The organism is Streptomyces sp. NPDC021356, from assembly GCF_040641015.1.
GTDB lineage: Bacteria > Actinomycetota > Actinomycetes > Streptomycetales > Streptomycetaceae > Streptomyces.
In genome coordinates this window covers 380634-402312 of sequence record NZ_JBFACU010000004.1, presented here as the reverse complement: position 1 = coordinate 402312, position 21679 = coordinate 380634, and the positions used below count along the sequence as shown (strand labels likewise).

21 protein-coding genes are annotated in these 21679 nt (G+C 66.8%); 3 read left to right on the top strand and 18 right to left on the bottom strand.

Going from position 1 to position 21679, the window contains the following annotated elements; translation table 11 throughout:
• Positions 1–296: 296 nt before the first annotated feature.
• The 10 genes from AB0G56_RS07750 to AB0G56_RS07705 all read right to left on the bottom strand — a co-directional run bounded on the left by AB0G56_RS07750 (position 297) and on the right by AB0G56_RS07705 (position 9901).
• Positions 297–776 (bottom strand): GIY-YIG nuclease family protein, encoded by a 480-nt coding sequence (locus tag AB0G56_RS07750; protein ID WP_360965185.1) that lies wholly within the window; start codon positions 774–776, stop codon positions 297–299.
• Positions 773–913 (bottom strand): hypothetical protein, encoded by a 141-nt coding sequence (locus AB0G56_RS07745; RefSeq protein ID WP_360965182.1) that lies wholly within the window; start codon positions 911–913, stop codon positions 773–775. Before AB0G56_RS07745 ends, AB0G56_RS07750 begins: the two co-directional genes overlap by 4 nt.
• Before the next feature lie 140 nt (positions 914–1053).
• The gene (locus AB0G56_RS07740; protein ID WP_360965179.1) at positions 1054–2307 is read right to left on the bottom strand and encodes a hypothetical protein; all 1254 of its coding nucleotides are present in this window, start codon (positions 2305–2307) and stop codon (positions 1054–1056) included.
• Positions 2308–2477: 170 nt separating this feature from the next.
• Positions 2478–2732: a hypothetical protein gene (locus AB0G56_RS07735; RefSeq protein WP_360965176.1), complete on the bottom strand. Its 255-nt coding sequence runs from the start codon at positions 2730–2732 to the stop codon at positions 2478–2480.
• A gap of 160 nt (positions 2733–2892) precedes the next feature.
• Positions 2893–3834 carry a PIN domain-containing protein gene (locus AB0G56_RS07730; RefSeq protein WP_360965173.1) on the bottom strand — a complete coding sequence of 314 codons (942 nt, stop codon included), beginning with the start codon at positions 3832–3834 and terminating at the stop codon, positions 2893–2895.
• Between the two features lie 113 nt (positions 3835–3947).
• A complete protein-coding gene (locus tag AB0G56_RS07725) occupies positions 3948–4820 on the bottom strand; it encodes a hypothetical protein (protein ID WP_360965170.1) in 873 nt (290 codons plus the stop codon).
• A gap of 600 nt (positions 4821–5420) precedes the next feature.
• The gene (locus AB0G56_RS07720) at positions 5421–6581 is read right to left on the bottom strand and encodes an HNH endonuclease (protein ID WP_360965167.1); all 1161 of its coding nucleotides are present in this window, start codon (positions 6579–6581) and stop codon (positions 5421–5423) included.
• Between the two features lie 134 nt (positions 6582–6715).
• Positions 6716–8461: a ThiF family adenylyltransferase gene (locus AB0G56_RS07715; RefSeq protein ID WP_360965164.1), complete on the bottom strand. Its 1746-nt coding sequence runs from the start codon at positions 8459–8461 to the stop codon at positions 6716–6718.
• Positions 8458–9468, bottom strand: a complete 1011-nt coding sequence (locus AB0G56_RS07710) for a cyclic GMP-AMP synthase DncV-like nucleotidyltransferase (protein ID WP_360965161.1) — start codon at positions 9466–9468, stop codon at positions 8458–8460. Before AB0G56_RS07710 ends, AB0G56_RS07715 begins: the two co-directional genes overlap by 4 nt.
• A 157-nt stretch (positions 9469–9625) precedes the next feature.
• Complete coding sequence (locus tag AB0G56_RS07705) at positions 9626–9901, bottom strand: helix-turn-helix domain-containing protein (protein WP_360965158.1); 276 nt, start codon at positions 9899–9901, stop codon at positions 9626–9628.
• 588 nt (positions 9902–10489) lie between these two features.
• Between AB0G56_RS07705 and AB0G56_RS07700 the strand changes: the two genes are divergently transcribed.
• Positions 10490–11386, top strand: a complete 897-nt coding sequence (locus AB0G56_RS07700) for a DUF5655 domain-containing protein (RefSeq protein ID WP_189925590.1) — start codon at positions 10490–10492, stop codon at positions 11384–11386.
• 282 nt (positions 11387–11668) lie between these two features.
• Here AB0G56_RS07700 and AB0G56_RS07695 read toward each other — a convergent pair whose 3' ends face one another.
• The 6 genes from AB0G56_RS07695 to AB0G56_RS07670 form a co-directional block, all read right to left on the bottom strand.
• Positions 11669–12406, bottom strand: coding sequence for a methyltransferase domain-containing protein (locus tag AB0G56_RS07695; protein ID WP_360965155.1), 738 nt, complete (start codon positions 12404–12406; stop codon positions 11669–11671).
• A gap of 50 nt (positions 12407–12456) precedes the next feature.
• On the bottom strand, positions 12457–13848 hold the full coding sequence (locus tag AB0G56_RS07690) for a hypothetical protein (RefSeq protein WP_360965152.1): 1392 nt from the start codon (positions 13846–13848) through the stop codon (positions 12457–12459).
• Positions 13849–13850: 2 nt separating this feature from the next.
• The gene (locus AB0G56_RS07685; RefSeq protein ID WP_360965149.1) at positions 13851–14615 is read right to left on the bottom strand and encodes a hypothetical protein; all 765 of its coding nucleotides are present in this window, start codon (positions 14613–14615) and stop codon (positions 13851–13853) included.
• A gap of 39 nt (positions 14616–14654) precedes the next feature.
• Positions 14655–15239, bottom strand: a complete 585-nt coding sequence (locus tag AB0G56_RS07680) for a hypothetical protein (RefSeq protein ID WP_360965146.1) — start codon at positions 15237–15239, stop codon at positions 14655–14657.
• A 157-nt stretch (positions 15240–15396) separates the two neighbouring features.
• Positions 15397–15696 carry a hypothetical protein gene (locus tag AB0G56_RS07675; protein WP_360965143.1) on the bottom strand — a complete coding sequence of 100 codons (300 nt, stop codon included), beginning with the start codon at positions 15694–15696 and terminating at the stop codon, positions 15397–15399.
• Between the two features lie 80 nt (positions 15697–15776).
• A complete protein-coding gene (locus AB0G56_RS07670; protein ID WP_360965140.1) occupies positions 15777–16286 on the bottom strand; it encodes a nucleoside-diphosphate kinase in 510 nt (169 codons plus the stop codon).
• A 405-nt stretch (positions 16287–16691) separates the two neighbouring features.
• On the opposite strand from AB0G56_RS07670, the gene AB0G56_RS07665 reads away from it, so the two are divergent.
• Together AB0G56_RS07665 and AB0G56_RS07660 are read left to right on the top strand one after the other, a co-directional pair.
• Positions 16692–17351: an NUDIX hydrolase gene (locus AB0G56_RS07665; RefSeq protein ID WP_360965137.1), complete on the top strand. Its 660-nt coding sequence runs from the start codon at positions 16692–16694 to the stop codon at positions 17349–17351.
• Positions 17348–17761 carry an NUDIX hydrolase gene (locus tag AB0G56_RS07660; RefSeq protein WP_360965134.1) on the top strand — a complete coding sequence of 138 codons (414 nt, stop codon included), beginning with the start codon at positions 17348–17350 and terminating at the stop codon, positions 17759–17761. Before AB0G56_RS07665 ends, AB0G56_RS07660 begins: the two co-directional genes overlap by 4 nt.
• Positions 17762–18007: 246 nt before the next feature.
• Here AB0G56_RS07660 and AB0G56_RS07655 read toward each other — a convergent pair whose 3' ends face one another.
• Together AB0G56_RS07655 and brxD are read right to left on the bottom strand one after the other, a co-directional pair.
• Complete coding sequence (locus AB0G56_RS07655) at positions 18008–20155, bottom strand: DEAD/DEAH box helicase (protein WP_360965131.1); 2148 nt, start codon at positions 20153–20155, stop codon at positions 18008–18010.
• Positions 20156–20208: 53 nt separating this feature from the next.
• The gene (gene brxD / locus AB0G56_RS07650) at positions 20209–21561 is read right to left on the bottom strand and encodes a BREX system ATP-binding protein BrxD (RefSeq protein WP_360965128.1); all 1353 of its coding nucleotides are present in this window, start codon (positions 21559–21561) and stop codon (positions 20209–20211) included.
• Between the last annotated feature and the right edge of the window lie 118 nt (positions 21562–21679).

Genomic DNA, 21679 nt, shown 5'->3' with positions numbered 1-21679 from the left:
CGCCGCCCTCACAGCCCTCCAGGCTCGGGTTCAAGCCCTGAGTGGCGACCCCAGCAGCATGATCAAGACAACGTGTTAATGATCTGCAAGCCCTTAGGGCCCTTCTTATGGATCATCCATCCGCGACCCGGCTGCACGGATTTCGCGCTGCGCCTGAGCGAGACGACGCCGCAGGGCGACGTGGCTATGACGTCGTCAACCGGCCCCAGCGTGACGGCCCGAAATGGCCCCACTTTGTGAAGACCACCGACGGTATGAAGCAGTCCACCGCGGGGGCATGCACGAGTCCAGTGGACTTAGGGGTTTGTGGAGCCTTCCTTGGCGAACTGCTGGAGGAAGGCGTGAGCGGCCTCGTTGATCTCTTTGACGGGGTCGGGGCAGCTTTCGAAGTCGAACCACTCCCCGTGGGTGCGCCTGGCGTTGAATTGCTCATGCAGGTAGCGCTCAAGAGGGAACCCACCGCGAGCGCTCCAGAGAAGTTCCAGTTTGGTCGCGGAGCCTGACTGCAACGACTTGATCCGCATTGCTATGTCCTTCGCAACGCCGATCTTGACTGAGCCAGGGGTGCCGTCGGTCGATATGGCATACACCCACCGGTCATCGAAGCGAATCTTTTCGCGCACCGCACGAGGCGTGGGCTGCTCCATCAGTTCGATCATCTCCTCATACTCGCGATCCATCCGCTCTTTGATTGCGGCTGTCAGACGGTCCAGCTTGTCTCGGGCCTGCTCGGCAGTGATCGCTCCAGCTGTAATCAGATCGAGGAGTTCAATCACAGCCGGGACTTCGATGTCAGTGCCCCAGCTGGGAGCGTCCCTTCGCGTATCGCCGCCCATCCCAACCCCCACTGCAAGGTGACGTTCTCGATGCGGTGGCTGCCGAAGGTCAGCTGCACGGTGAAGGATTGGGCCACGAGGTGTCCTCTCAGACCAAGGGGTGGTGTGGTGCCGGGCGGGGCGATCGTCGCCGATGCCACTGACATTGGTGTTCGTGACGCTTAGGGTCTGTCCGGCGGATCTTGCACGCCGTCCTGGCGCAGGCGGTGGTTCTATGTCACCCACTCGCCGGTGACGCGTCCAAGGGCACTGCCGTCTCGGGCGCGACGCCGGCCGCCGCCAGCTCAGGGCTGTGATTCAGAAGTAGCCCACAGAACGGGCAGAGGAACGACTGGATACTTCCCACCCCCTCGTTCCGGTCGTCGTGCGGGCAGGTGTCCCACTCCCCTTCGCAGGAGCAGCCCCTGGGCTCCAGGTCACCGTAGACGTTGCCGCTGTATCCGCAGGCCGGGCAGTTATGCCACCAGCGGCGTGTGCCGGGTTTCGCCAGGGCGTCTTCCAGTAGACGCCCTGAAGCGCTGACTTCAGCCAGGATCGGCGCGATGGACAAGGCAGGGAAGTCGTTGTGAACGCGACGGATGGCGGCGCCCACGCTCGATGCGAGTACGACCTTCACCATCACTGCGGTCCGCGCCCGCTGCTCGATCTCGGAAGGGCTGGGCGGAGCTTCGAGCGGGAAGGTGTAGGGGACTATGTCGTAGGCGACGAGAAGCTCTCTCGCCGCGTCCCTTATCCGGTCCCCAGCGGAGTCGAGGGCGGTGAGCAGGGCTGCGCTCAAGGTTGGGCGGGCTACGGCTTCCTGGACGTCGGCGTGCCGCGCCTCAGCCCACCATGCAATGACCGACTGAGCCGTCCGGGCGGCTGTGGTGAGCTCGCTGAAGACCTTCTGGGCTTGGCGAAACGCTAGGTCCTCGGTCGCTCTTTCGATGGCCGGCCGGTCGCTCTGGCCCTTCTGGCTCGGCAGGTCGGCGACCTTGTCCAGGTTCGTGAAGACGGACTGGTACTCGCCCCAGAAGGTGGAGGAGTCGAGGCACAGTTCGGCGCGTACGGCTTCGATGACCTGGAGACCGAGTTTGACTACCTCGGCCGCAGACTCTTCGCTGTGGTGCGCGTAATGAGCAACGCCGTTGCGTGATGCGGCGACCGGATGAAAGCCGCGCTCGTCGAGGGGCATACGTCCGTCCATGAAGACTGTCGCGTCCCTGAACGCTTCCGTGATGCCGATGGTTCGAGCCTCGGCCAGCGGCTTGACTCCTGGCGCGTTTCCGAATCCGAGGGCATGGAAGCGGTGGGCCCGGTCGCCCTTCTCTGAGATGAGAAGCGGGTCGTGGCGGCACAAGAGGGCCTTGAGAATGTGTTCGCACCCGATGCCGCAATGCAGCACTGCGAAGGCTCGGTTTCCCGCGCGCCACGAATCCAAGCTGGCTCGGGCGAGCTGGCCCGCCATCTCGCTGAACCTCTCCTCGTTCACCTCTGGCCTCTCCCCACGCCTGACCCTGACCGCCACCACGCCCTAGTGCTGGACGGTGGCGCTTGGAGTAACAGAATCACGACTTCCGTGAGGTCGTGGGGCATTAAGCGTCACTCCCACGGCAGGCCGGGCCGGGAGGTCGGCGGTTTCCGGGCCACGCCGGAGCCCCATCACCCGTCGGTGGTCTTCACAAAGTGGGGCCATTTCGGGCCGTCACGCTGGGTCCGGTTGACGACGTCATAGCCAGCGACGCGCGACACCAGGACTCTCTCCCGGCTAACGGCCCGGTCCACATGTCCAGGACTGCATCCTGGAACGACGAGTGCTATGCCGTGGCCGCCAGTCTGCGCCACTTCCTTGAGCAACTTCGCGATGTCATAGGTCAGTTCGCCGCCACAGGGCACCCGGGAGTCTCTGAACTTCATGCACGGCCTGTCCACACACGTCTTCCGTGGCTTCGCGGAATCGCGGCCAGAGCCTTGAAAAACGGTTCTGACCGCGGCGCCGTGAACGATCTACTCGGAGGCGCGGGCCGATGAAGCACCGGTCGTAGCCGTCACGGAAGGCCGCGGTCCCAAGGCGGGACTACGTGTCGTCACCGTCCTCGGGGACGTCGACGCTGATACTCGCGAGATTCGCCTCTCGGTGCTTCGCACCGAAGCCATCCTCGGGGATCAGGTACTTGTCCGGTGGGAAGCCCCAGGGCAGGCACCAGGTCATGGCCTTGCCGCGCATCCCGTTGTCGCGCGTGATGACGGTGATCTGACGCGGTGCTATGGCCTGCTGCAGGTGGGCCGCGCGGGCCACGGCTTCGTCGTCGTTGTTCGGCAGGCGTCGGTGCCCAAGCTCGTCGCGTAGGACCTGGACCTCGGTGCCGTCGTGCAATTCGAAGCGACCTTCGGTGGACAGCCCCTTGAGAACGTCGCCCAGCAGCTCGTAGACCCCGCGCGCCCGTTTCCTGATCTTCTCGCTGCCCTCGGAGTAGGACTTGGTGTCGATCTCTTCCACCACCACGTGCGGGATCACCAGCGTCGCCGGGCCCTTCCCGCACACCCGAGACCACGGGATTTTGTCGAAGCGCTGACAGTGCAGCAGGGTGTTCGCGTCCACGACCAGCACACGCTGCCGGTAGCTGCGGTACTCCTCCACGGTCTGCCGCATCTGGTTCTGCAGTTCCATGAAGTACGTCGCCAGCTCGTCCAACTCCCAGTGCAGCAGCAGCGCGGTTCGGTAGGGCGTCAGGGGGCTGTGCACGATGTGGCTGTAGTGCCCGCCGCGCAGCCGCGCTGGCACCGCCGGGTCGGCGAAGACATCCGCCAGTTGCCGGGCGGTCGTCGCGGTCCACTCGGTGTACTGCCGTAGCGTCACCACCAGGTCGGGCCCGGCCAGCTTCGAGGGTTCCACACCCGCCAGCATCGGCTGGGCGAAGTTCGGGACGGAGTTGCGGACGTCGTTGAGGCCGCCCTGGACCAGGTCGTCCAGGAACCTGATCGCCTTCTCGCAGGTGACCCCGGGCCGCAGCAACATGGACGACTCCCTTGCTTCTCGGGCTGCCGCATCCTTGCGGGCGACTTCGCCAGCCACATCGTGGCAGCCGATCCCGGCAGACGGCCACCGAGATCCGCGAGCCTTGACAGCGATCAGGGCTGAGTTGGTTCGCTGGCCGAGCCTCTAGCCCCTCGCGCACCAAGGCTCTGCAGCGCGACGTCCTCTGCCGGCATGGTGTGAGTGCCAGTGAGGTCTTCGACCACGGCGAGGTCGAGTTCGGCGGCACGCTCCCACATGTACATCTGCTGCTCAGGGGTAAGGCCCAGCGCTTCGTCAGAAGCGATGAGTTGGAGAGCGGCGGCGGCTAGTCCTGGCGCAGCCGCAGCCGCAGCCACGGCCTGGCGCATGGCCTCGTCGGCGGCATCGGCCGCAGGCAGGTCCGCGGCGTAGCGCGCGGCCATCCCGTGGACCTCGACCGCCCGAGCGCTGATCCGCTCCAGGGCGGCGTTCACGCAGGCATCGCCTTGGTCGGCGCGCAGCACGGGGTCCACCCGGTGGTGGCCCGCGGTCGCGGCGGCCGGTCGCGGCGGTACGTGCTCGGGACCGGATTCCTGGGCGAGCTTGGGGTGGGTGGCTGCAGCGACCCTCGGTGAGCGGCTGCGCAACTTGTCCACGCGTTGGCGCACCCAGGCGTTGACGCGAGGGCGGGCGGTGGCGTAGCCGCGGGCCGCCGCGTCAAAAGCGAGGCCCCCCAACCACTGGACCACCTCGCGGGCGAGCAAGTCCGCGAGGTAACGGAGGAACTCGTCGTCGTGGGACCGGTGGTCGTAGCCGTCCTGGTAGCCAGCGGCGTACCGGTCGGGGGCGTCAAAGAGTTCGGCCTGGCCGATGAGCGAGTTGTCCCGGTCGTCGCGTACGTTGCCGCGCATCCCGTTGGAGGAGGCGCGGGAGCAGTCGAGGTGGGTGCCGGCGGGATACACGGCCACCACCAGCCTGTGGTTCGGCGGCCGTTCGTTGTCAGACATGGAAGCACTGTAGGAGGCGGCACTGACAGCACGGGGGCGAAGCCACCATCGCGTGAGTGACGCCGAAGGCGCCCTTGGCGGGGAGCCCCGGCTGGACACGGGGGCGGCGGGCGACTCCGCCACCTCAGAACACTGCAGTCTTCCGATCGGGAGCAAGAGCTCGGCAGGCCAAGCCAGAAGTCCAAGATCATTCACGAAATCGCGGCCAGAACCGAATTGTGGCATCGCTACACGCCGCTCGTTGCCGGACGCTGTCCGCAACCCGGAACCTGACCGGGGGCCAGGGCGTCGTGGCCACAATGCAGTTCAGCCGACTTATTGTAGGCCCCCGCTATAGGGGCTTGAGAGGCGACCGGGCTTCGCGGGCTGTACGAGGCGTCAATCCTGCGAGGGAACGCGACGGTTTGCCGCGACCGGTGCGCTCTCGCGGCGACGCCCCAGGAGCAGCACGAGGTAAGGCAAGTGCTGCCCCTTGTGGAGCCGTAGTCGCTTACGCAACAGTTGGCGGAACTCGGCGGTCACGGTGCTGCAGGTCCTGGTCGCACGGCAGTTGGGGCAGGCAATCATTGCTGCAGGCTTTTGCCGCCTTGTGCGTGATCGTCAAGAGATGCGCAACGCTGCCGTGTACTGGCCGGCGGTGCGGTCATAGATGACCAGGTCGGGGTGAACGTTGGCATCGTGGACACGGCCGAGCGTCACCGCAGCTGACACGGGGATAGCTGCCAGTATGTGCAGTCGTCGTAGGTTCTTGTGGTTGGCCTCCAGTTCGGAGAGCAGTTTCCGGAGCACCGAGGTGAACTCGTTGAGCGTGGGAACGGAATTGATTACGTCGACGGACGGGGTGACGTCGTACGGGCGAATCGTCCAGCGCGGAAGCAGGGCAAGCTGTTGGGGTTGCTCTTCTGCCTGGATCGATCCGGAGATGTTCAATATCAGCACTCCGTCAGAGGCGTCAGGGGCAGGAGAGAGAGGCGGCTCGGTGACGAAGCGCACCATCCGGTCCGTCGTGTCGGGCCAGGACCAGGATTCCGTGCTGCGGTGCCGTTGGTAGATGGAGACGGTGAATGTGTCGTCCAAGCGGGAGCCGAAATAGGCAAGCAGTGGCAAGCGCGCGAAGGCGAAGGCACTCACGTGGTGCACTGAGTCCTCACGCAGCGCTTCCGCCAGCTTGTGTTCCAGGACCCGATCGATTTGCTGCTGGCACTGTTCCCAGTACGCTGGCCCGCCGGCCTTCTCACCGGGTATGCGTCGTAGATCGATCTCGAAGCCGTCGCCGTGCAGGCTGAGGGGGAAGTCGGGGAATCGCTCTTCGGAGCGGATGACGGCCTCGGCGGCAGTGGGCTTGGTGAGTTCGACTTCCTGACCGCGGACCTGTCCGATCAGCCGGATTACCACGGTGCCGGTTTCCGGGTTAAGAGCGGTCAGCCGCCGGATCCACTCCTCCCGATCGCGCTTGATGCGCCGGAGCCGTTCGACCGTCATGACGTCGAGAGAGCCCTTGCGGTCGATTTCGTTATGCTCGCCACGGCACAGCAGCATGAGGTTGTCAGCCAGGTCGCGCTGGTCCTTCGGGAGGGGGTCCATGCCGCGCGGTGACTTCGGCGTTGCGTCCTGCCCCACGATGTGGGCGAGCTCTCCGAGGGGGAAGTCCTGATAGGTGAGTTTTCCCTCGAGAAGGTAGGTTCCGCAAAGTTCACATCGTCCGCCGGCGCGGACCCAGACCTTGAGCCGCTCGACGTCGGGGATGGACTTGCGTGCCACAGGTCGACTCCTCTTGGCGCAGGCGGGGGTTGAGTGTGTCGCGGGCCTTGGTTCGGGGACACCGGGTCTGTTGCTGTGGTGCCGTGCAGGGGAAGTAGGGGGTATGAGCGCTCGGTCTGGCCGCACCGGCCGGGCTAGGGGACATGGGGGACGTAGTGATGGTGCGGTCCGCTGCGGGCGTGTGGAAGAGCGACCAGGTGGGTTCCCGACTTCGACGCGGCCAGCTGCATGCCGAGAAACGTGGTGAGCGTGGCGGCGACGGCGGCGAGGTCGGCTGAGGATCCGTGGAAGGTGGGAACGGAGCAGCCGCGGGTCGGGATGAGTTCGTCGTCGGGCTCTCCTTCTTGCCACAGGGTGTGGTACAGCTCGAGTTGGTGGTCGTTGAGTACCGAGGGGCTGGCCAGGGAGTCCAAGCTGTGGGGGCCTTGGAGGGTTCCCGGTGCGCAGACGGTGAGGATGCCAAGTGTCCCGGTGCGTGTGTCTGTGGCGATCTGGGCGAGGGTTGCCTTGCGGTTGGGTGTGCGGGCGAGGACATCGAGGCATTGCCCGATGGCCATGCTGACCGTGGCGTCGATCACGAGGTCGGCCTGGTTCATGATCAGTTCGGCGTCCTCGGGGAGGAGGCCCTCGGCGATGTCGACGGTCAGGCGGTCGTCGATGTTACGCAGTCGGTCAGCCAGTGCGGCGGCCTTGGCCGCGCCGAGGTCGGTCTCGAGGAAGTTCTGCCGGACGAGCAGCCCGCCGGTGACGACGCTGGGGTCGCACAGCGTGATGCGTGCTGCTCCTGCGCGTGCGATGAACTCGGCGGTCCAGGATCCGATGCCTCCGCAGCCCCAGATGTGAATGTGCTTGTTCTGGTAGCTGTTGACGGGGCGGTTGTCGTCGCGGCGGGTTGTGACGGTATGCCGTTCGTCGGACACTCGGCACCACTCGGTCGGGAGGGCCGGGTTGACCGCGCTGGGGGTGAGAGTGCTCAGACAACCGGGCTGGCGCCTTGCGAGGCTGCGGAGTTCGTTGGCGGCGCTTGCGGGGATTCGGCCCGCGAGCAGATGGGGTGGGCCGCCGGCGGGGTGGGGCACGGCCAGGAGGAGGTATTGGGGTGTGTCTTCAGCGTTTCTCACCACGCTGGTCGCGAGGGAGGTCAGCACGGCCGGCGCGAACGGCCTGGCGGTGGGGGCACGGCTGGCGAGTGGCGCATCGATCTGCTGGAGGAGTTCGACGAGTGTGGTGCCGGCTCCCATTGGCAGGGGCGCGGGGAGGATGATGACCGGCAGGCGTGCCGTGGGAGGTTCTTGTGGAGTGAAGGTGAGGTCCAGGCGCTGAGCGGTCCTTGGGATCAGGTATGCGGCCTGGACGCACTTTCCGAGCACGGGTTCACGCACAACGATGGTGGGTGTTCCTGCGGACTGATGCAGGACCCCGCCGACCGCGTGATAAAGGGCGGTTGAGGCGTTGAACCGGTTGCCGGCGGCATCGCCGAGCCAGGCCCACAGGCGGTTTAGGCTGGAGCGGATGCCGCCTGCCGGGTTCCATTCTCGCGCCGGGTCCAGGTACAGGCACAGCCGGTGGCCCTGCAGGACGTGGGGGTAGCCGATGAACCGGGTGTGCGTGACGTCGACCTGCGGGGGGAGCAGCGGGGAGGACGGGACGCGGAGAACGAACCGCTCGCGCGGCTGAAGCCGAATCCCTCCCTCCACCGAGACGGTCCCCCTCGTGTCGATCTCGATCGTGATTGCCAGGGCGCCGTCGTCCGTACGGTCAGGCACTCCCACCACGCGCAGGGTGTCCGGCTGCTCGGCACCGATCGCGCGGAGATCCGCGAGCGCCTGTCTCTGCCACGGTGTGGGAGCGCCGAACCGCCCGGGTTTTCGCTTGCTCATCCAGCGCGCCCCGACCGCCCCGTCGTCGTCACGGCGGCCACGGACGCGGCCGAGGCGGGGAACTTCGCGCTGCTCTGCTGGGCGTCGGGCTCCTTGAAGCCCGTGCCGAACAGACCCTGCCACAGCTCGATGCTGGTCTCCTTGTCCGCATGGTGGTAGGCAGCCTCGATCTCCTCCGTGTGCACGCGGATCCGCTCGCGGAAGTAGGCGTAGGTGTCCTGGGTCCAGCGGTGGTCAAACGTGACGCCCGACCCGGAGGGGTCGGCGATGGACGGCTTGTTGGGGTTGGCCTGCAGGTAGGTGTTGAGGTCCTGGACCAGGTGGAGCAGGGTCGTGGGGACGTTGGCGTAGTAGCCCGGATCGATCAGCGCCTTGGTGTCGCTGACCTGGTTTCCGAGCAAAGTCGTGAGGATGATCGACCGGGTTCCGGTGAAGGAGTTCTTGTGGTCGCGCAGGTACTTCATCAGCCGGATGACCCTCCGCAGGTTCCCGCCGGTGATGTCGTCCTGATTGCGCATCCAGGCCGTGAAGCCCTCGGGGTCCGTCGCCTCCCAGCAGTTGTCGTCCCGGTTGACGATGACCTCGCGGCCGTCGCTGAGTTGGACGTACGGGACGATGTCCACGTGCATCAGGTTCTTGTATTCCAGACGCACGCAACGGCACTTGCGCGAGTGCGGCATCTCGCGGTAACGGCTGTGGCGGTCCAGTGCCGCGTAGACCTTGTCGATGTAGGTCTTGGGGCTGCCGTGCCAGTCCGGGTTCTCCTCCATCAGAAGGAGGAAGTCGGCATCGAACTCCTTGTCGCCGACCGGGTTGATGATGGTTCTCTGCGCCCACGAACCCTGAGGGATCTTGTCGAGGACGAGGTGTCCGATCTCCTCGTCTGCCTTGAGGGCTCGGTAGACACTGTCCACTCGGTTGTCGAGCATGTCGAGCTTGAACCGGCTCAGGTTGACCGTGTCCGTGAGGAGCGTGGTGAAACAGGTGGTGAGCTGCACTGGCGCCATCCCGTAAATCGTCTTCACCGAAGATGATGACACCGTAGCGTGGGGGTACGACAGCGACGGTGACACGGCTGGCCAGCCTGCCTTCAGAGCGGGGTAGTGAAAGGGCGCGCTTGGAACGACGAAGCTCCGCCGGAAGCGGAGCCTCGTCGAAGCTGGCTTAGGGCGTGGGGCGGCATCCGGCGCGGGCATCGTTATACTCCGGATCTCCGCTTTCGAGGACGCGGAGTAGAGACGCCGTGACAACACGCGTCCTACGGCCGATGCGTAGCACACGGCACGGAAACTGCCCGTTGCGGATCAGGTCGTATCCCTTGGCCCGTGAGAATCCCAGTGCCTTTGAGGCGTCCTCCACGCTCCCCGTCCCGTCCCAGGTGGCGCGGATGTGAGCGGGGCTATAGCGAGGGCCCAGAGTCCCTTCGATCTGCGTGTGCATTCCGATTACTTTCGTCTTGGCGGGTAGCCCGTGCCGGGCCTACGGACACCGCATGCGCCGGTCATCGCGGTGACCGTCAATACTCCGCGTTATCGCCGGTTTGGCTAACCGGCGATTTGGGGCTATGTTGCCTCGCTCGCCGTGGAGGGGCTCACTATGACAGCGTGAGGCACGATGCCGGAGAGGAGTCGGCAGAGTCCAGCACTTCACTGCATTGCCCAGCACTGTGACGAACGGTTACCGCGGATGAGTTGGGTGTTGCATGGGTCGCAGTTCGCCCCGTTGCACCACTGTAGGTCAATTGGGGTCTGGCTCTTCGGGGTCAGGCCCCTTAATTTTCACCGTGCTGGATAGGTACTGGATTTCCTGACCCCTCGTCACCTGCCGTCAACTCCGGATCTCCGGTGCTGTGCTGGATTCGTGCTGGACGCTGACGAATCACGGGTACCACCGGGCTGCGTGCTGCGCGCCGGGGCAGCTGACCCAGTCGATCGGGCATCCGGCACACCTTCTTCACGTGACTCGCGCCGGTTGCGGAAACAAATCTCTGCCCGTCCGACGTTGTCGATCTCCTATGCGATAACGGGGGTGGTCGGCTTGAAGTTGTTCCGGACGGACGCATCGAAATGTGGCGTGAGCGAGGTCATGCCGCGTCTTGCTGAGGTCGAGGCAGATGTGCAGGGTCTCGTCGAGGCGCACATGGAGACGCTGCTAGGCGTCCGTTTCCTGGCGAGTGAGTACGGCACCGGGCCGGTCCACAAGGGCCGGATCGATTCGCTCGGGCTGGACGAGAACGGATCGCCGGTCATCGTCGAGTACAAGCGCGGCATCGACGCCGGCGTCATCAACCAGGGCCTGTTCTACCTGGCGTGGCTAATGGACCACCGTGCCGAGTTCGAGCACCTGGTCCTCGACCGGCTCGGGATGAGGGCCGCGTCCCAGGTCTTGTGGAGCAGCCCTCGCCTGATCTGTATCGCCGGCGACTTCACGCGTTACGACGTGCATGCCGTGCACGAGCACCGGCGGTCGATCGACCTGGTTCGCTACCGACTGTTCGGGAGCGACCTGCTCGGGCTTGAGACCGTGGCGTCCGGGAGCGGCGGCATGCAGGCGGCACGCCGAGCCCGCCGCCAGGCGGTTGCCCGGGCGACAGCTGGCATCCAGGACGCGTCGATGGTTGAGCTGGCGAGCGCGGTCGATGAGGCATTGCTCGGGCTCGGGGACGGTGTGAACCGCGTCGAGCGCAAAACGTACCGGGCGTACCAGCGGCTGCGGAACTTCGCCTGCCTCTGTCCGCCGCAGCGGAGCAAGCTGCTGGTCTACCTGAAGGTTGATCCGAAGGACGTCGACCTTGTCCCGGGATTCACCCGGGATGTTTCCGGTCTCGGTCACCATGGGACGGGTGATCTGGAGGTGCAGTTGCGTACGCCGAGGGATGTGGAGCGGGCGCAAAACCTGTTCCTGGCGAGCTACGCGGCAGCGTGATCGCTGGCGGGTTCCTCGGTCGTGCCTGCTCGTGTGGGCGGTCCGGGCTCGTCGGGTGATGCCTTTCGACGTAGGGACAGGACGTGGTGGCGGACTACCAATGATGTGCGGGATCGGCGACCCCGCGCTATGTTGCGCCGCCCCACGCTTACATGCTCGATGAACGTCTTGGCTCACCGCGCAAATGGCTCAGCGGCGGAGAGTCCTCGTGCCGTGCGTCGGGCCGGCGAGCGCTACTGGCAGCCGAAGGCTCCTGTCTGCGCCGACCGCTGGGCTGGCGCACTACTTCGTCGCGATGACGTAGACGCTGCCCCACTGGCGCTTCGGGTTGGCAATGGTGGGGTCGAACGTCCAGGGTTCGACGGTGGTGAAGCCGGTTTCGGTGAAGAGCTGGACAAGCTTGTCGTGGTCGTAGGCCCACAGGTGCGGGGTGTACGTGGGGTCGTCGTCCTGGTCTCGGAAGACGAGATTGACGAGGTCGAGGCGGGTGTTGATGTCGCTGAGGCCGTCGCGCTTGGCATACCAGCGCCGGATCATCTCGTCGGAGTCTTCCAGGGCATTGGGGTACTCGCTCAGGGCGAAGGCGGCGTCGGGGACACCAGTGACGATCCGGCCGCCCTGTACAAGGACTCGGTGCGCCTCTCGGACATAGTGCTTCGCGGAGCGTGGGTAGTCGATGTGCTCCAGGAAGTGCTCGGAGAAGATCTCCTCGGCGCTGTCGTCCTGAAGGGGTATGCCTTCGCGGATGTCCCAGAGGAGGTCGGCCGGCGGGACGAGGTCGATGTTGAAGAAGCCGTCGACGCGGTGGGCCCCTCCACCGATCTGGACCTTGGCGGGCTTGTCGTCGATGCGGCCGTGGGGCCAGGCGTGGCGGCTGGCGTGGTGGTAGCGGTGGAGTTCGATCTCCTTGGCGGCGGCCCGGAGGGCGCGGGCGAGGCCGTGGGTGGTGGCGGGGTCGGCGAGGACGGTTTCGATCTGCTCGCTGAGAAGGTCGACGGAAGGTACACCGAAGGGACTCATCACGGGGCTCCTGTGCGAGAGTGCTTGTGATGGGTGGACCCGCTGGTGGCTCAGGCGGCGCTAGGAGCGGGGGACCACTGGTTGTTGCGCATGAGGGTGTACTTGATGTCCACCAGTCGCGGGGCGATGGTCAGCGAGAGCTCCTCGGCCGGGTGCAGGTGGCCGGCCTCGTCTTGCTCGGCGCGCCAGACGCGGTAGTCGAGGTTGGGGTAGGCCGGATTGATGCCGACCTCACCTTTGGGCATCGTGCCGTTGAACGGGGCGACGATGTCCATGTGGTTCCAGTAGTTCCAGGCTTGCAGCGCCTTGTGCTGGTCGAAGTAAAAGTAGAAGTCGGGGTAGCGGCCGAATGTGCGCAACTCCCGGTGGATGAGATGACCCAGCAGAGGGCCGAGCTGGGTGGCCAGAGAGTCGAACTCCCAGCGCGTGTGGTGCCAGTCTTCGGGGACGTCGCCGGGTGCGAAGAGGCGGGCTGCGGCGAGATAGCTGATCCGCTCGACCAAGTACGCGCTCGCGTGTCTGGCATCGATGGTCGGATCGACTCGGTGGATGAGCGCGGAGAGCTGCTTCGGGCGGGGCCGGAACCTCGTCAGGTCGAACTTGCCGGCCATGGCGGGGAAGGCGGCGAACAGCATCTCCTTGTATAGCCAGTTGTTCAGCTCACCGAGTTCGGCCAGGCGTCGGGTCTGGTGCGAGACCGAGTGGAGCATCAGGTATTCGGCGACCGCTTCGAAATACAGGTAGCCGAGGATCGGCAGGCGGGGGATCGTCTCGTCAAGCAGCTTGAGGAACGGATCGGCGCCCACCCTGGTGCCCTGGTAGGCGACGGCGGCAGCGGTAGCGAGGAACGCGGCCGAGTTTTTGACCCGGCTGACGACGGTCTCGCGCAGCTGGTGTCGTTCGTTCTTGCTCAGCAGATATTCGAGGTGGCTGTAGATCTGCAGGTGGATGAGGCCCAGCCGCAGGTAGTCCACGCCGGCGAGCCCGCGGTACACCTGAGGCGGGGTGTCGATCTCGAAGATCAGCGGGGTGGGGACGCGGCCGGTGACGCCGAGCTTGGCCAGGAAGGTCGGCGCTTCCTTGGTCAGGACGTAGGCGCCCAGGTTGTGCATGCGGAAGCCCTGGTCGGTCGCGGTGAGAGGCGCGCAGTAGATGCTTCCGACGAGGCAACCGCCCGAGGGGTAGAGCACCCCCTGCCGGCTGATCTCCTCCAGAGCGTGGGTGACGTGCAGCAGGTGCAGCTTGCCGTTGCCGCTCAGGGCCTCGAAGAGGGCGTTCCGCCGCAACAGGTGGCCGTTCGGAGTGTCCTCGACGAGCCGTCTGTCCCAGCCTGCGGCCTGAGTGGCGAGCGGGTCGGTGTCGTCGGAGGGACTGGGGATGAGAGTGGAGTCGAAGAAGGCGTGGGCGTCGGCCCACAGGTGGTAAGCGTCGAGGAAGTCCACGGCTAGACCAGGCCCTTCTCGGCGAGCGCGTAGCGGACGGCTGTGGAGCCGCTGGCCCCGGCGAGGTGGGCCCGCTCGGAGACGAGGACCAGGTTGAAGGCGAGGCCGCGTAGCTGGTCGAAGGCGGGCTCGCGGACGTACCGGGCGTCCGGCCACCACTTCAGCTTCGGCAGACGGTAGCGGTCCAGGGCATCGGCGGCCTTGACCACGTCGGTGATGCGCTCGGCCCGGGCGTGGTCGGCCTTGTCGTCCGCGGTGAACGCTTCGTACGGGATGTCGTGCAGGCGGATGGCGGTGCACGCCTGCACGATCCGTCGGGGTGTCGCGGTGAGGCCGAAGTGGCCCCAGACGGTGTCGGCGTTCGCAGCGAGCCAGATGGCCGCGCGGGCGCCGTGTCCGCAGTCGTCCTGGTCGTGGCGCCGCTGGCAGTCGTGGATGGCGGCGGCGATGATCGCGGTGGTGGCGTCGCCGTCGCCGAGGTCGTTCGCTTCGGCGAGGAGGGCGGCGAGCGCCGCCGTCCTCATTGCGTGCCGGACTCCGTGGAGGGAGGTGTACAGGCGAGGGTCTGCCCACCATCGGGTGGGCAGACCGCCGTGCGCGAGCAGCTCCTTCGACTGCGGGCGCAAGGCTGGCTGTGGCGCCGGCGGGAGGTCGGGCCTGTGGTCGCTGATCCACGCGACAGTGGCGTGATCCATGTGCTGGTGGAGCGGGAGCTGCCCCTGGGCGGCCAGGTCGATCAGACTTGCGGTCAACGGGGTCGTGCTCATTCGTGCCCACCCCCTTGGTGGTTTCCGCGGTGATGTTCCCTACCGGATCGGCGCGGCCTGCTCCTCGCGCTCCTTGCGCTCCTTCTCGGCGGCCTCGAAGGCTGCGGTGAAGTCGGTCAGCTCCTGCTCCGTCATCAAGGTCACGCCGAGTGCCGTGGCGACGTCCGTGATCTTGGCCTCAGCCTCGGCGCGGGTGGCGTCCGGGGCGCCGTCCTCCAACAGGACCTCGAACTCGGCGTGGTAGCCCCACGCCTCACTCCACTTGACCGCGATCTCGACGCCGTCGAGGCGGAAGTTGTGACGAAAGTTGAACGCCTCGTGCATGGACGTCTCGAACCCGAGGGCGTTGAACACCTTCACCGCGGCGGGAACGTCGGCTGGGGCGATGGCGAACTCGGTCTCCGTGAAGGCCGCGCCCTGCCCGATCTTGCTCCCCTTGAGTGTGATCTTGGCGGTGCCGGCAGCGGTGTTGTCGGTGACCTTCAGGAGCTGGTCGGGGAGCACGTAGAAGTAGATGTGCTTGTCGTCGGGGCCCAGGTCCTCCCCGTCCGCCTTCAGGCGGGTGACGAGCTGGTCGTGGACCTCCTTGGTGAAGCGGGCGCGCATCTCGATCTCGACGGCCACGGGGCTGCTGCCTCCTCGTTTCGGGCATGGCGAAGCCAGCCGGACCCTGCCGTGCGGGGCCTGTCCGGTCGGGCGATCGCTATGGGGTTGGTGGTCGAACGCGGGGTGATGCGGCCGATGCGGTCCCGGCCGCATCACCCCGGTGGATCGGTGGGGTTCAGCCCAGGGCGCCGAAGCGCTCCTGGACGACACCTGAGTGCAGGTAGGTCGGCAGCTGGACGCCTCCCACCGATGTGCGGCCGGTGGCGACCTGCTCCTCCGTCTCGCTGGGGAAGCCCTCCAGCAGACGGAGGCACTGCTCGGCCCACTCACGCGAAGCGGGCCAGTCGCCCAGGTCGCGGTGGCGCGCCGCCAGGGCATACGCGGTCTCGGTGGCCGCCCACAGGTCGGTCCCCAGCTCACGCTGGAAGATCGCCTCCAGCTCGTCGGTGGTGGCCAGGCGGGTCTGGTTGGTCATGGTGCCCTCTCGGTTCAGACGGTCGTGCCCCAGTGGTGATCAACGCGACGGCGTCCCCGCAGTGACGCCGTGACCCGCTGCTAGTAGGTGTAGATCTCGGCCAGCGTCTTGTATTCATGCAGCTCGCCCTTGTCGAACCACAGCTCCACCTCCTGCTTGGCCTCCTCCGCGTTGCCGGAGGCGTGTACGAGGTTCGCGACGGCCTTGCCAGAGGCGATGCTGGCCGCGGCGCTGTAGTGCGAGAAGTCGCCCCGCACCGTGCCGGCCGGAGCCTGGTTCGGGTACGTGCTGCCGACGATCTTGCGGACTGTGGCAATGGCGTCGAAGCCCTCCAGCACCAGGGCGATGACCGGGCCCTGCTGCATGAACGTCGACGTGACGTTGTAGACCTCCGAGCCCAGCCGTTCCTCAAGGTCGAAGTAGTGCCGACGGGTGAACTCCTCGTCCATCCACTTCATCTTGGTGCCGACGATCTTCAGCGCGGCGTCCTCGAAGCGCGCGATGATCCTTCCTGCCAGGCCGCGCGCCAGCGCATCGGGCTTGAGCAGGACGAGCGTGCGCTCGACGGTGTGTACCTCAACCTCGGACATGGCTCCCTTTCGCCTTTCCAGCAACGGCATATGACGGTCAATCATCCGTCACTAATTGAGGTTACCGGCGCCGCCCGGGGTGCTCGGGCGAGCGTGCAATACCCCGGATGGGTGGACGTCGGCATGGCGTCGCTGACCAGCCAATCGAGGTGACCGATCTAGCCAACTTCGCCTCCGTTGTCGTCCGCCGGTGATACGCACCTAGAATCCCTATGTGATCGTCTGGTGCCCTCGTCCCTTCTGTGGCCTGCCCAAGGGCTGAGCCTGTGGCGGGTGTTTGCCTGGCTCCTGGCGACTCCGATTCTTCCGACGCTCCAGCTGCGTGACCATGCAGTGCCAGTGCGGTAGGAGTGCACCTTCCGCGCGCAGGTTCCTGCACCAGAGCGACGATGAGGGGGCAGCATCATGGACGTGGTCGAGCGCTGGACCGGCCGCTACGCCTGCCTGCTGCAGTCCGCCCTACGCCTCGGCAACGAACAGTTCGCCGCGCACTTGGGTATCGCCGCGAGAACCGTGGCCGCTTGGCACTCCGACGCCTCGGTCGTCCCTCGCAGGGAGATGCAGCAGCTCCTCGACACGGCCTACGAGCAGGCTCCCGTGGCTGCGCGGCAGCGCTTCGCGCTCCTACTGGCGAAGGAGCGAGGCCCGACAGATTCGACACCGTCAGGCGCCCAGGCGCTGCGCGTGGCCATCGCTGTGGTCATCCGTAACCGAGATGTGCTGCTCGTGTGCCGGCGCGACGACGACGCCGCCGGGATCACCTGGCAGTTCCCGGCCGGTGTCATCAAGCCAGGAGCCAAGGCGGAGACCACCACCGTGCGGGAGACCTTGGATGAAACGGGTGTCCACTGCGCGGTCCGGCAGCGCCTTGGGAACCGGCTTCATCCCGTGACCGGCGTGCTGTGCGAATACTTCCTCTGCGAATACCTGGCGGGCGAAGCCAGCAACACCGACGCAGTCGAGAACATCGACGTCATGTGGGTCCCAAGAAACTCGGTCCCCCGCTTCATCCCCGTCGATAGGATCTTCCCACCCATCCTGGCTGTCCTGGAGGAGCAGACGTGACGCAGCAGAACGCGGAGGAGCAGCCGGGCATCGCCGCGGCCATCGTCGTCAGCGAGGGGCGCGTGCTCATGGTGCGGCGCCGGGTCAGCGAGGGACAGCTCTCGTGGCAGTTCCCGGCCGGCGAAATTGAGCCGGGTGAAAGCCGCGAAGACGCCGCCGTACGAGAGACCCACGAGGAGACCGGGGTGGAGGTGGCCGCCATGAAGCTGCTCGGCGAGCGGGTCCACCCGAAGACAGGTCGGTTGATGTCGTACACGGCCTGTGAGGTGGTGGGCGGTACTGCTCATGTCGCGGACGCCGAGGAGTTGGCTGAGCTTGCGTGGGTCGCCCATGGTGATATCCCGCAGTATGTGCCATATGGGCTGTTCAAGCCGGTGCAAGAGTATCTCGACGCGGTCATGGCGACCTGAGTGGTTCCATCTCAAATGGGCGATCTCTTGACCTCGAGTAAGTGCGTTGGTACCAGGACTGGAACTGGGGCGTGGCTGCTGGAGGCGGACCTCAATCTTGGTGAGCAGGACCTGCCTGCCCCTCGTGGTGGAAGCCTAGGTGGGTAGACGGCACCGGCCACCGCATCGACATCGAGACAAGCGCGAGCGTCCTCCAGGCCAAGAAGGACCTCAGCCGCCTGAAAATTCGCCTGTGTTCCGGGTTGTTCAGGTGCCCCATTCCATCCGCACGGGCTCGCGGGCTGCGGCGAGGGCGCCGTTGAAGTCGGCGAGGCGTTCGGCAAGGGTGGTGGTGGCGATGCGGGGCGGGAGGGCCGCCGAGAACTTGAGGCCGCGGACTGCCCGCGGGTCAACGGTGGGCAGGGTGAGGGAGTCGGGGAGTTCGGCGCGGGCGGTTTTCCAGTCGGTGGGGGAGAGGTCCTGGCGGAGCCGGATATGGGTGTCTGTGGGGCGCTGGACGGGGTCGGCGAGGTTGCCGAGGGAGGCGGTGAGGGTGGCGTTGGCGCGGTATCCGGCCCAGGTCCACCAGCGGGTGGCGTCGGCGTCGCGGACCAGCAGGGTGCCCGCCGGGTGGACTTCGTGGGGTGCGCGGTCCATACGGAGTTCAGTGAGGGCCGCGACGGCGCGGCGGGTGAGGCGGACGTCGGGGTCCGTGCCGAGCAGGACGTCGCGCATGGCGCGCGTGAGGACGTAGGACAGCCCGCGAGCTTCGCTGCCCTGCCATTTGGCAATGCCGCCGTCTTCGACGGGTTCCACGAAGGCACGGCGTCGGGCCCAGTCGATGAACGTGACCTGCCAGCTGCGGCCGGCTAGCAGCAGGCGGCGCGGGCCCGGTCGTTCTTCGGTGAGGACGGTGGGGTCGGTGGTGCCGATCTCGGTGCGTCCAGCGAGCACCGTGAACTCGGGGGGTGCGGTGAAGGAGGCGGTCAGCTCCATGAAGTGCCGGCGGCCGAAGAGCTTCTCGGCTTCGGAGCCGATGAACAGCATGCCGCCGTCGCTGTCGAGGAAGCCTTCCGCGACCAGGTGCGACAGGAGGGGCGCGGCAGACTGGTCGAAGGGAGCCAGGCAGTTCCACTGCTCGGGCCACAACCGGTCGCCGACGCGGTGTTCCTGCAGGGTGACGGCGAGGAGCTGCTGAGCGACGAGATGGCGGGGTGAGGGGGGCGGGGTGACGGGTTCCACCCAGCCACGGGCCCACAGAGTGAGCAGGCCGGCGGCTTGGAGCAGGTTGTCGGGTCGGGTGGCGAGGAACAGGCAGTTGCGGGATGTGCCGGCGCGACGCCCGGTGCGGCCGATGCGCTGCAGGAACGAGGCCACTGTGCTGGGTGAGTCGATCTGGATGACACGGTCTAGGTCGCCGACGTCGATGCCGAGTTCCAGGGTGGAGGTGGACACGATGACGCAGTCGCGGGCTTCGGCGAATGCCTGCTCAGAGCGTGCGCGTTCGTCGGTGGACAGTGAGGCGTGTGAGAGGAACACGGTGACGTCGCGGGCGCGCAGTGCCGCACCGAGTTCTTCCACCTGCTTGCGAGAGTCGCAGAAGACGAGCCGTTTCTCGCCTCGGTGCAGGGCGGAGACCACCTTGGCGGCGTTGGCGAGCGATCCGACGTAGTCGAGCTCCACCTCCCCTGCGGGGCGCGGGTGTTCGCTGGTGCCAGTTGTGGCGGGCAGAGTGACGCCGGGGGCGACGACCCGGCCAGGGCGGTCGGCGGGGCGTGCGCCCTGGAGCCAGGTGAGCAGGGTGTCGGGGTTGCCGACTGTGGCGGACAGCCCGATGCGCTGGATGCGGTGGCCGGCGAGCCGTTCCAGGCGTTCGAGCACGGCAAGCAGGTGCCAGCCGCGGTCGTCCCCAGCGAAGGCGTGCACCTCATCGACGACGACGGCACGCACCCGGCCCAGCATGTGTGCGTGGTCGGTCTTGACGCTGATGAGCATCGCTTCGAGCGACTCGGGTGTGGTGAGCAGGAAGTCGGGGGATTCGGTGCGGATGCGACGGCGTACGGACTCGGGGGTGTCGCCGTGCCAGAGGGCGGCTCGGCGCCCCAGCCACTGGGCGTAGCTGTCGACCCGGTGCACCAGGTTGTTCAGGAGCGCCTTGAGCGGGGCCAGGTAGAGGACGGAGGTGCCGGTCCAGCGCTGCTCTCGCATGGCGGACAGCAGGGGGAAGGTGGCGGCCTCCGTCTTCCCGCCCGCCGTCGGCGCGAGCAGGACCGCGTCCTCACCGTTCATCAGCGGGTGCACGGACGCCTTCTGCAGCGGGCGCAGATCGGGCCACCCGAGCGTGTTGACGATGTGGTGCAGGACTACCGGGTCAAGGCGCTCCAGCGGGTCAGTGCCGCGCGGCTGCTCCTGCACGTCTGCAACTCCAGGGCTGATCGTCAGAGTTCGGGACTTCGGGAACTGGGGCGTCAGAGGTCGATGTCGAGGTCGTCAGCCGAGGCGGCCGGTGCGGGCGCGGCGAAGTTCCGTTCGGTGGCGGTGAGCTCACTGCTGCCCACGGTCAGCTTGTAGTGCCTGCGCGGGTCGAAGTCGGGGAACTGGTCGATCCGGTCGAGTACGTCGCCAACCAGCTTCTTCAGATACAGCCGTGGTGCGACTCCGACCTTCCCGCCCAGTGCCCCGCCCACAGCCCGGGCCAGGTCGGTGAGGTAGGCGTCGTCGGCAAGCTGCTTGATCCTGTCGGGGGACTGGGAGCCTTCGGTATACAGGTCGCGGATGGTGGCGCCCAGGCCGGTCAGTGATGCCTCGGTGAATCCGGGCAGCCGGATCTGGACGGCCCGCGGGTTGTCGAAGCGGGGGTCGGTGGTGAAGTCGGTGGCGAGGCGCTGGGCGAGCGGTGCGAGTCGCTGTACGCCCTGTTGTCCATCGTAGAAGGCGGGCGTGCCGGTGATGATGAGATACAGGCCGGGGAAGCGGCCGGAGTGGACCTCGTCGATGAGCTGCCGCAGCGCGTTGAGTGCTTTGTCGCGGGCGTCGGAGCGGACCCGTTGCAGGGTTTCTACTTCGTCCAGGACGAGGACGAGGCCGGCGTGCCCGGCGTCTCTCAGCACGGTGAGCAGGCCCTGAAGGAAGCCGAAGGCACCGAAGTGGTCGAGGTCACCGCGGACGCCTGCACTGCGCCGGGCGGCTGCGGCGACGTGCGGCTGGCCGCCGAGCCAGGCCATCACCGCTGCGGCGGTGGCCTCGTCGCCGGCATCCAGGGACTGCTTGTATCCGCGCAGGGCGGTGGCGAACGCGGGGGCGTGTCGGGACACCTCGGCCAGGCGGGCAGTGAGCAGCCGGTCCACGGCCTGTGGCAGCTCGCTCTCGCTCGCGCCGTCGGCGAGTGCATCCTCCTCGAGTGCGTAGAACCAGGCGTCTACGACCGGCCGCAGGGCGCTGGGCGGGAAGCTCGCGGTGGCCAGGCGCTCAGTGAGTCGCCGGTAGACCGTCTCCAGCTTGTGCAACGGGGTCTCGGTCTCTGACACCTGCACCTCGGCCACGGCAAAGGTGCGCCGTTTGGCGCGCTCGCTGAGCCAGCGAGTGAAGAAGGTCTTGCCGGATCCGTACTCGCCGCGCACGGCCTTGAACACCGAACCGCCTGCGGCGGCAGTGTCCAGTTCCTCATCGACGGCCCGCTCGAAGCGGTCTAGTCCGGTGGCGAGCAGGTCGAGGCCGCTCTCGGGGACGGCGCCGCGCCGCAGCGCGTCCACGACAGCACGCCGCCGCACCGCGCTGACCGGGGTGGTAGCCCCGGATGCTGAAGATCCAAACGCGTTCACCCGAATAGTCTCCCATCCGGCTGCCCACCTGGCCGGACACCCGGCCGTGCACCGCGCCGCCGGTGCTCGGAGCGGCCGGGCGGGCCGACTGCACCGCCCGGCATGGCCGCAGACCCCC

Bases quoted from the DNA above. Each gene is read 5' to 3' on its own strand.
- AB0G56_RS07695 (WP_360965155.1), bottom strand. From the start codon at position 12,406: ATGAGTCCCTTCGGTGTACCTTCCGTCGACCTTCTCAGCGAGCAGATC.
- AB0G56_RS07735 (WP_360965176.1), bottom strand. From the start codon at position 2,732: ATGAAGTTCAGAGACTCCCGGGTGCCCTGTGGCGGCGAACTGACCTAT.
- AB0G56_RS07730 (WP_360965173.1), bottom strand. From the start codon at position 3,834: ATGTTGCTGCGGCCCGGGGTCACCTGCGAGAAGGCGATCAGGTTCCTG.
- AB0G56_RS07685 (WP_360965149.1), bottom strand. From the start codon at position 14,615: ATGAGCACGACCCCGTTGACCGCAAGTCTGATCGACCTGGCCGCCCAG.
- AB0G56_RS07705 (WP_360965158.1), bottom strand. From the start codon at position 9,901: ATGCACACGCAGATCGAAGGGACTCTGGGCCCTCGCTATAGCCCCGCT.
- AB0G56_RS07670 (WP_360965140.1), bottom strand. From the start codon at position 16,286: ATGTCCGAGGTTGAGGTACACACCGTCGAGCGCACGCTCGTCCTGCTC.
- AB0G56_RS07715 (WP_360965164.1), bottom strand. From the start codon at position 8,461: ATGAGCAAGCGAAAACCCGGGCGGTTCGGCGCTCCCACACCGTGGCAG.
- AB0G56_RS07710 (WP_360965161.1), bottom strand. From the start codon at position 9,468: ATGGCGCCAGTGCAGCTCACCACCTGTTTCACCACGCTCCTCACGGAC.
- AB0G56_RS07665 (WP_360965137.1), top strand. From the start codon at position 16,692: ATGGACGTGGTCGAGCGCTGGACCGGCCGCTACGCCTGCCTGCTGCAG.
- AB0G56_RS07675 (WP_360965143.1), bottom strand. From the start codon at position 15,696: ATGACCAACCAGACCCGCCTGGCCACCACCGACGAGCTGGAGGCGATC.
- AB0G56_RS07725 (WP_360965170.1), bottom strand. From the start codon at position 4,820: ATGTCTGACAACGAACGGCCGCCGAACCACAGGCTGGTGGTGGCCGTG.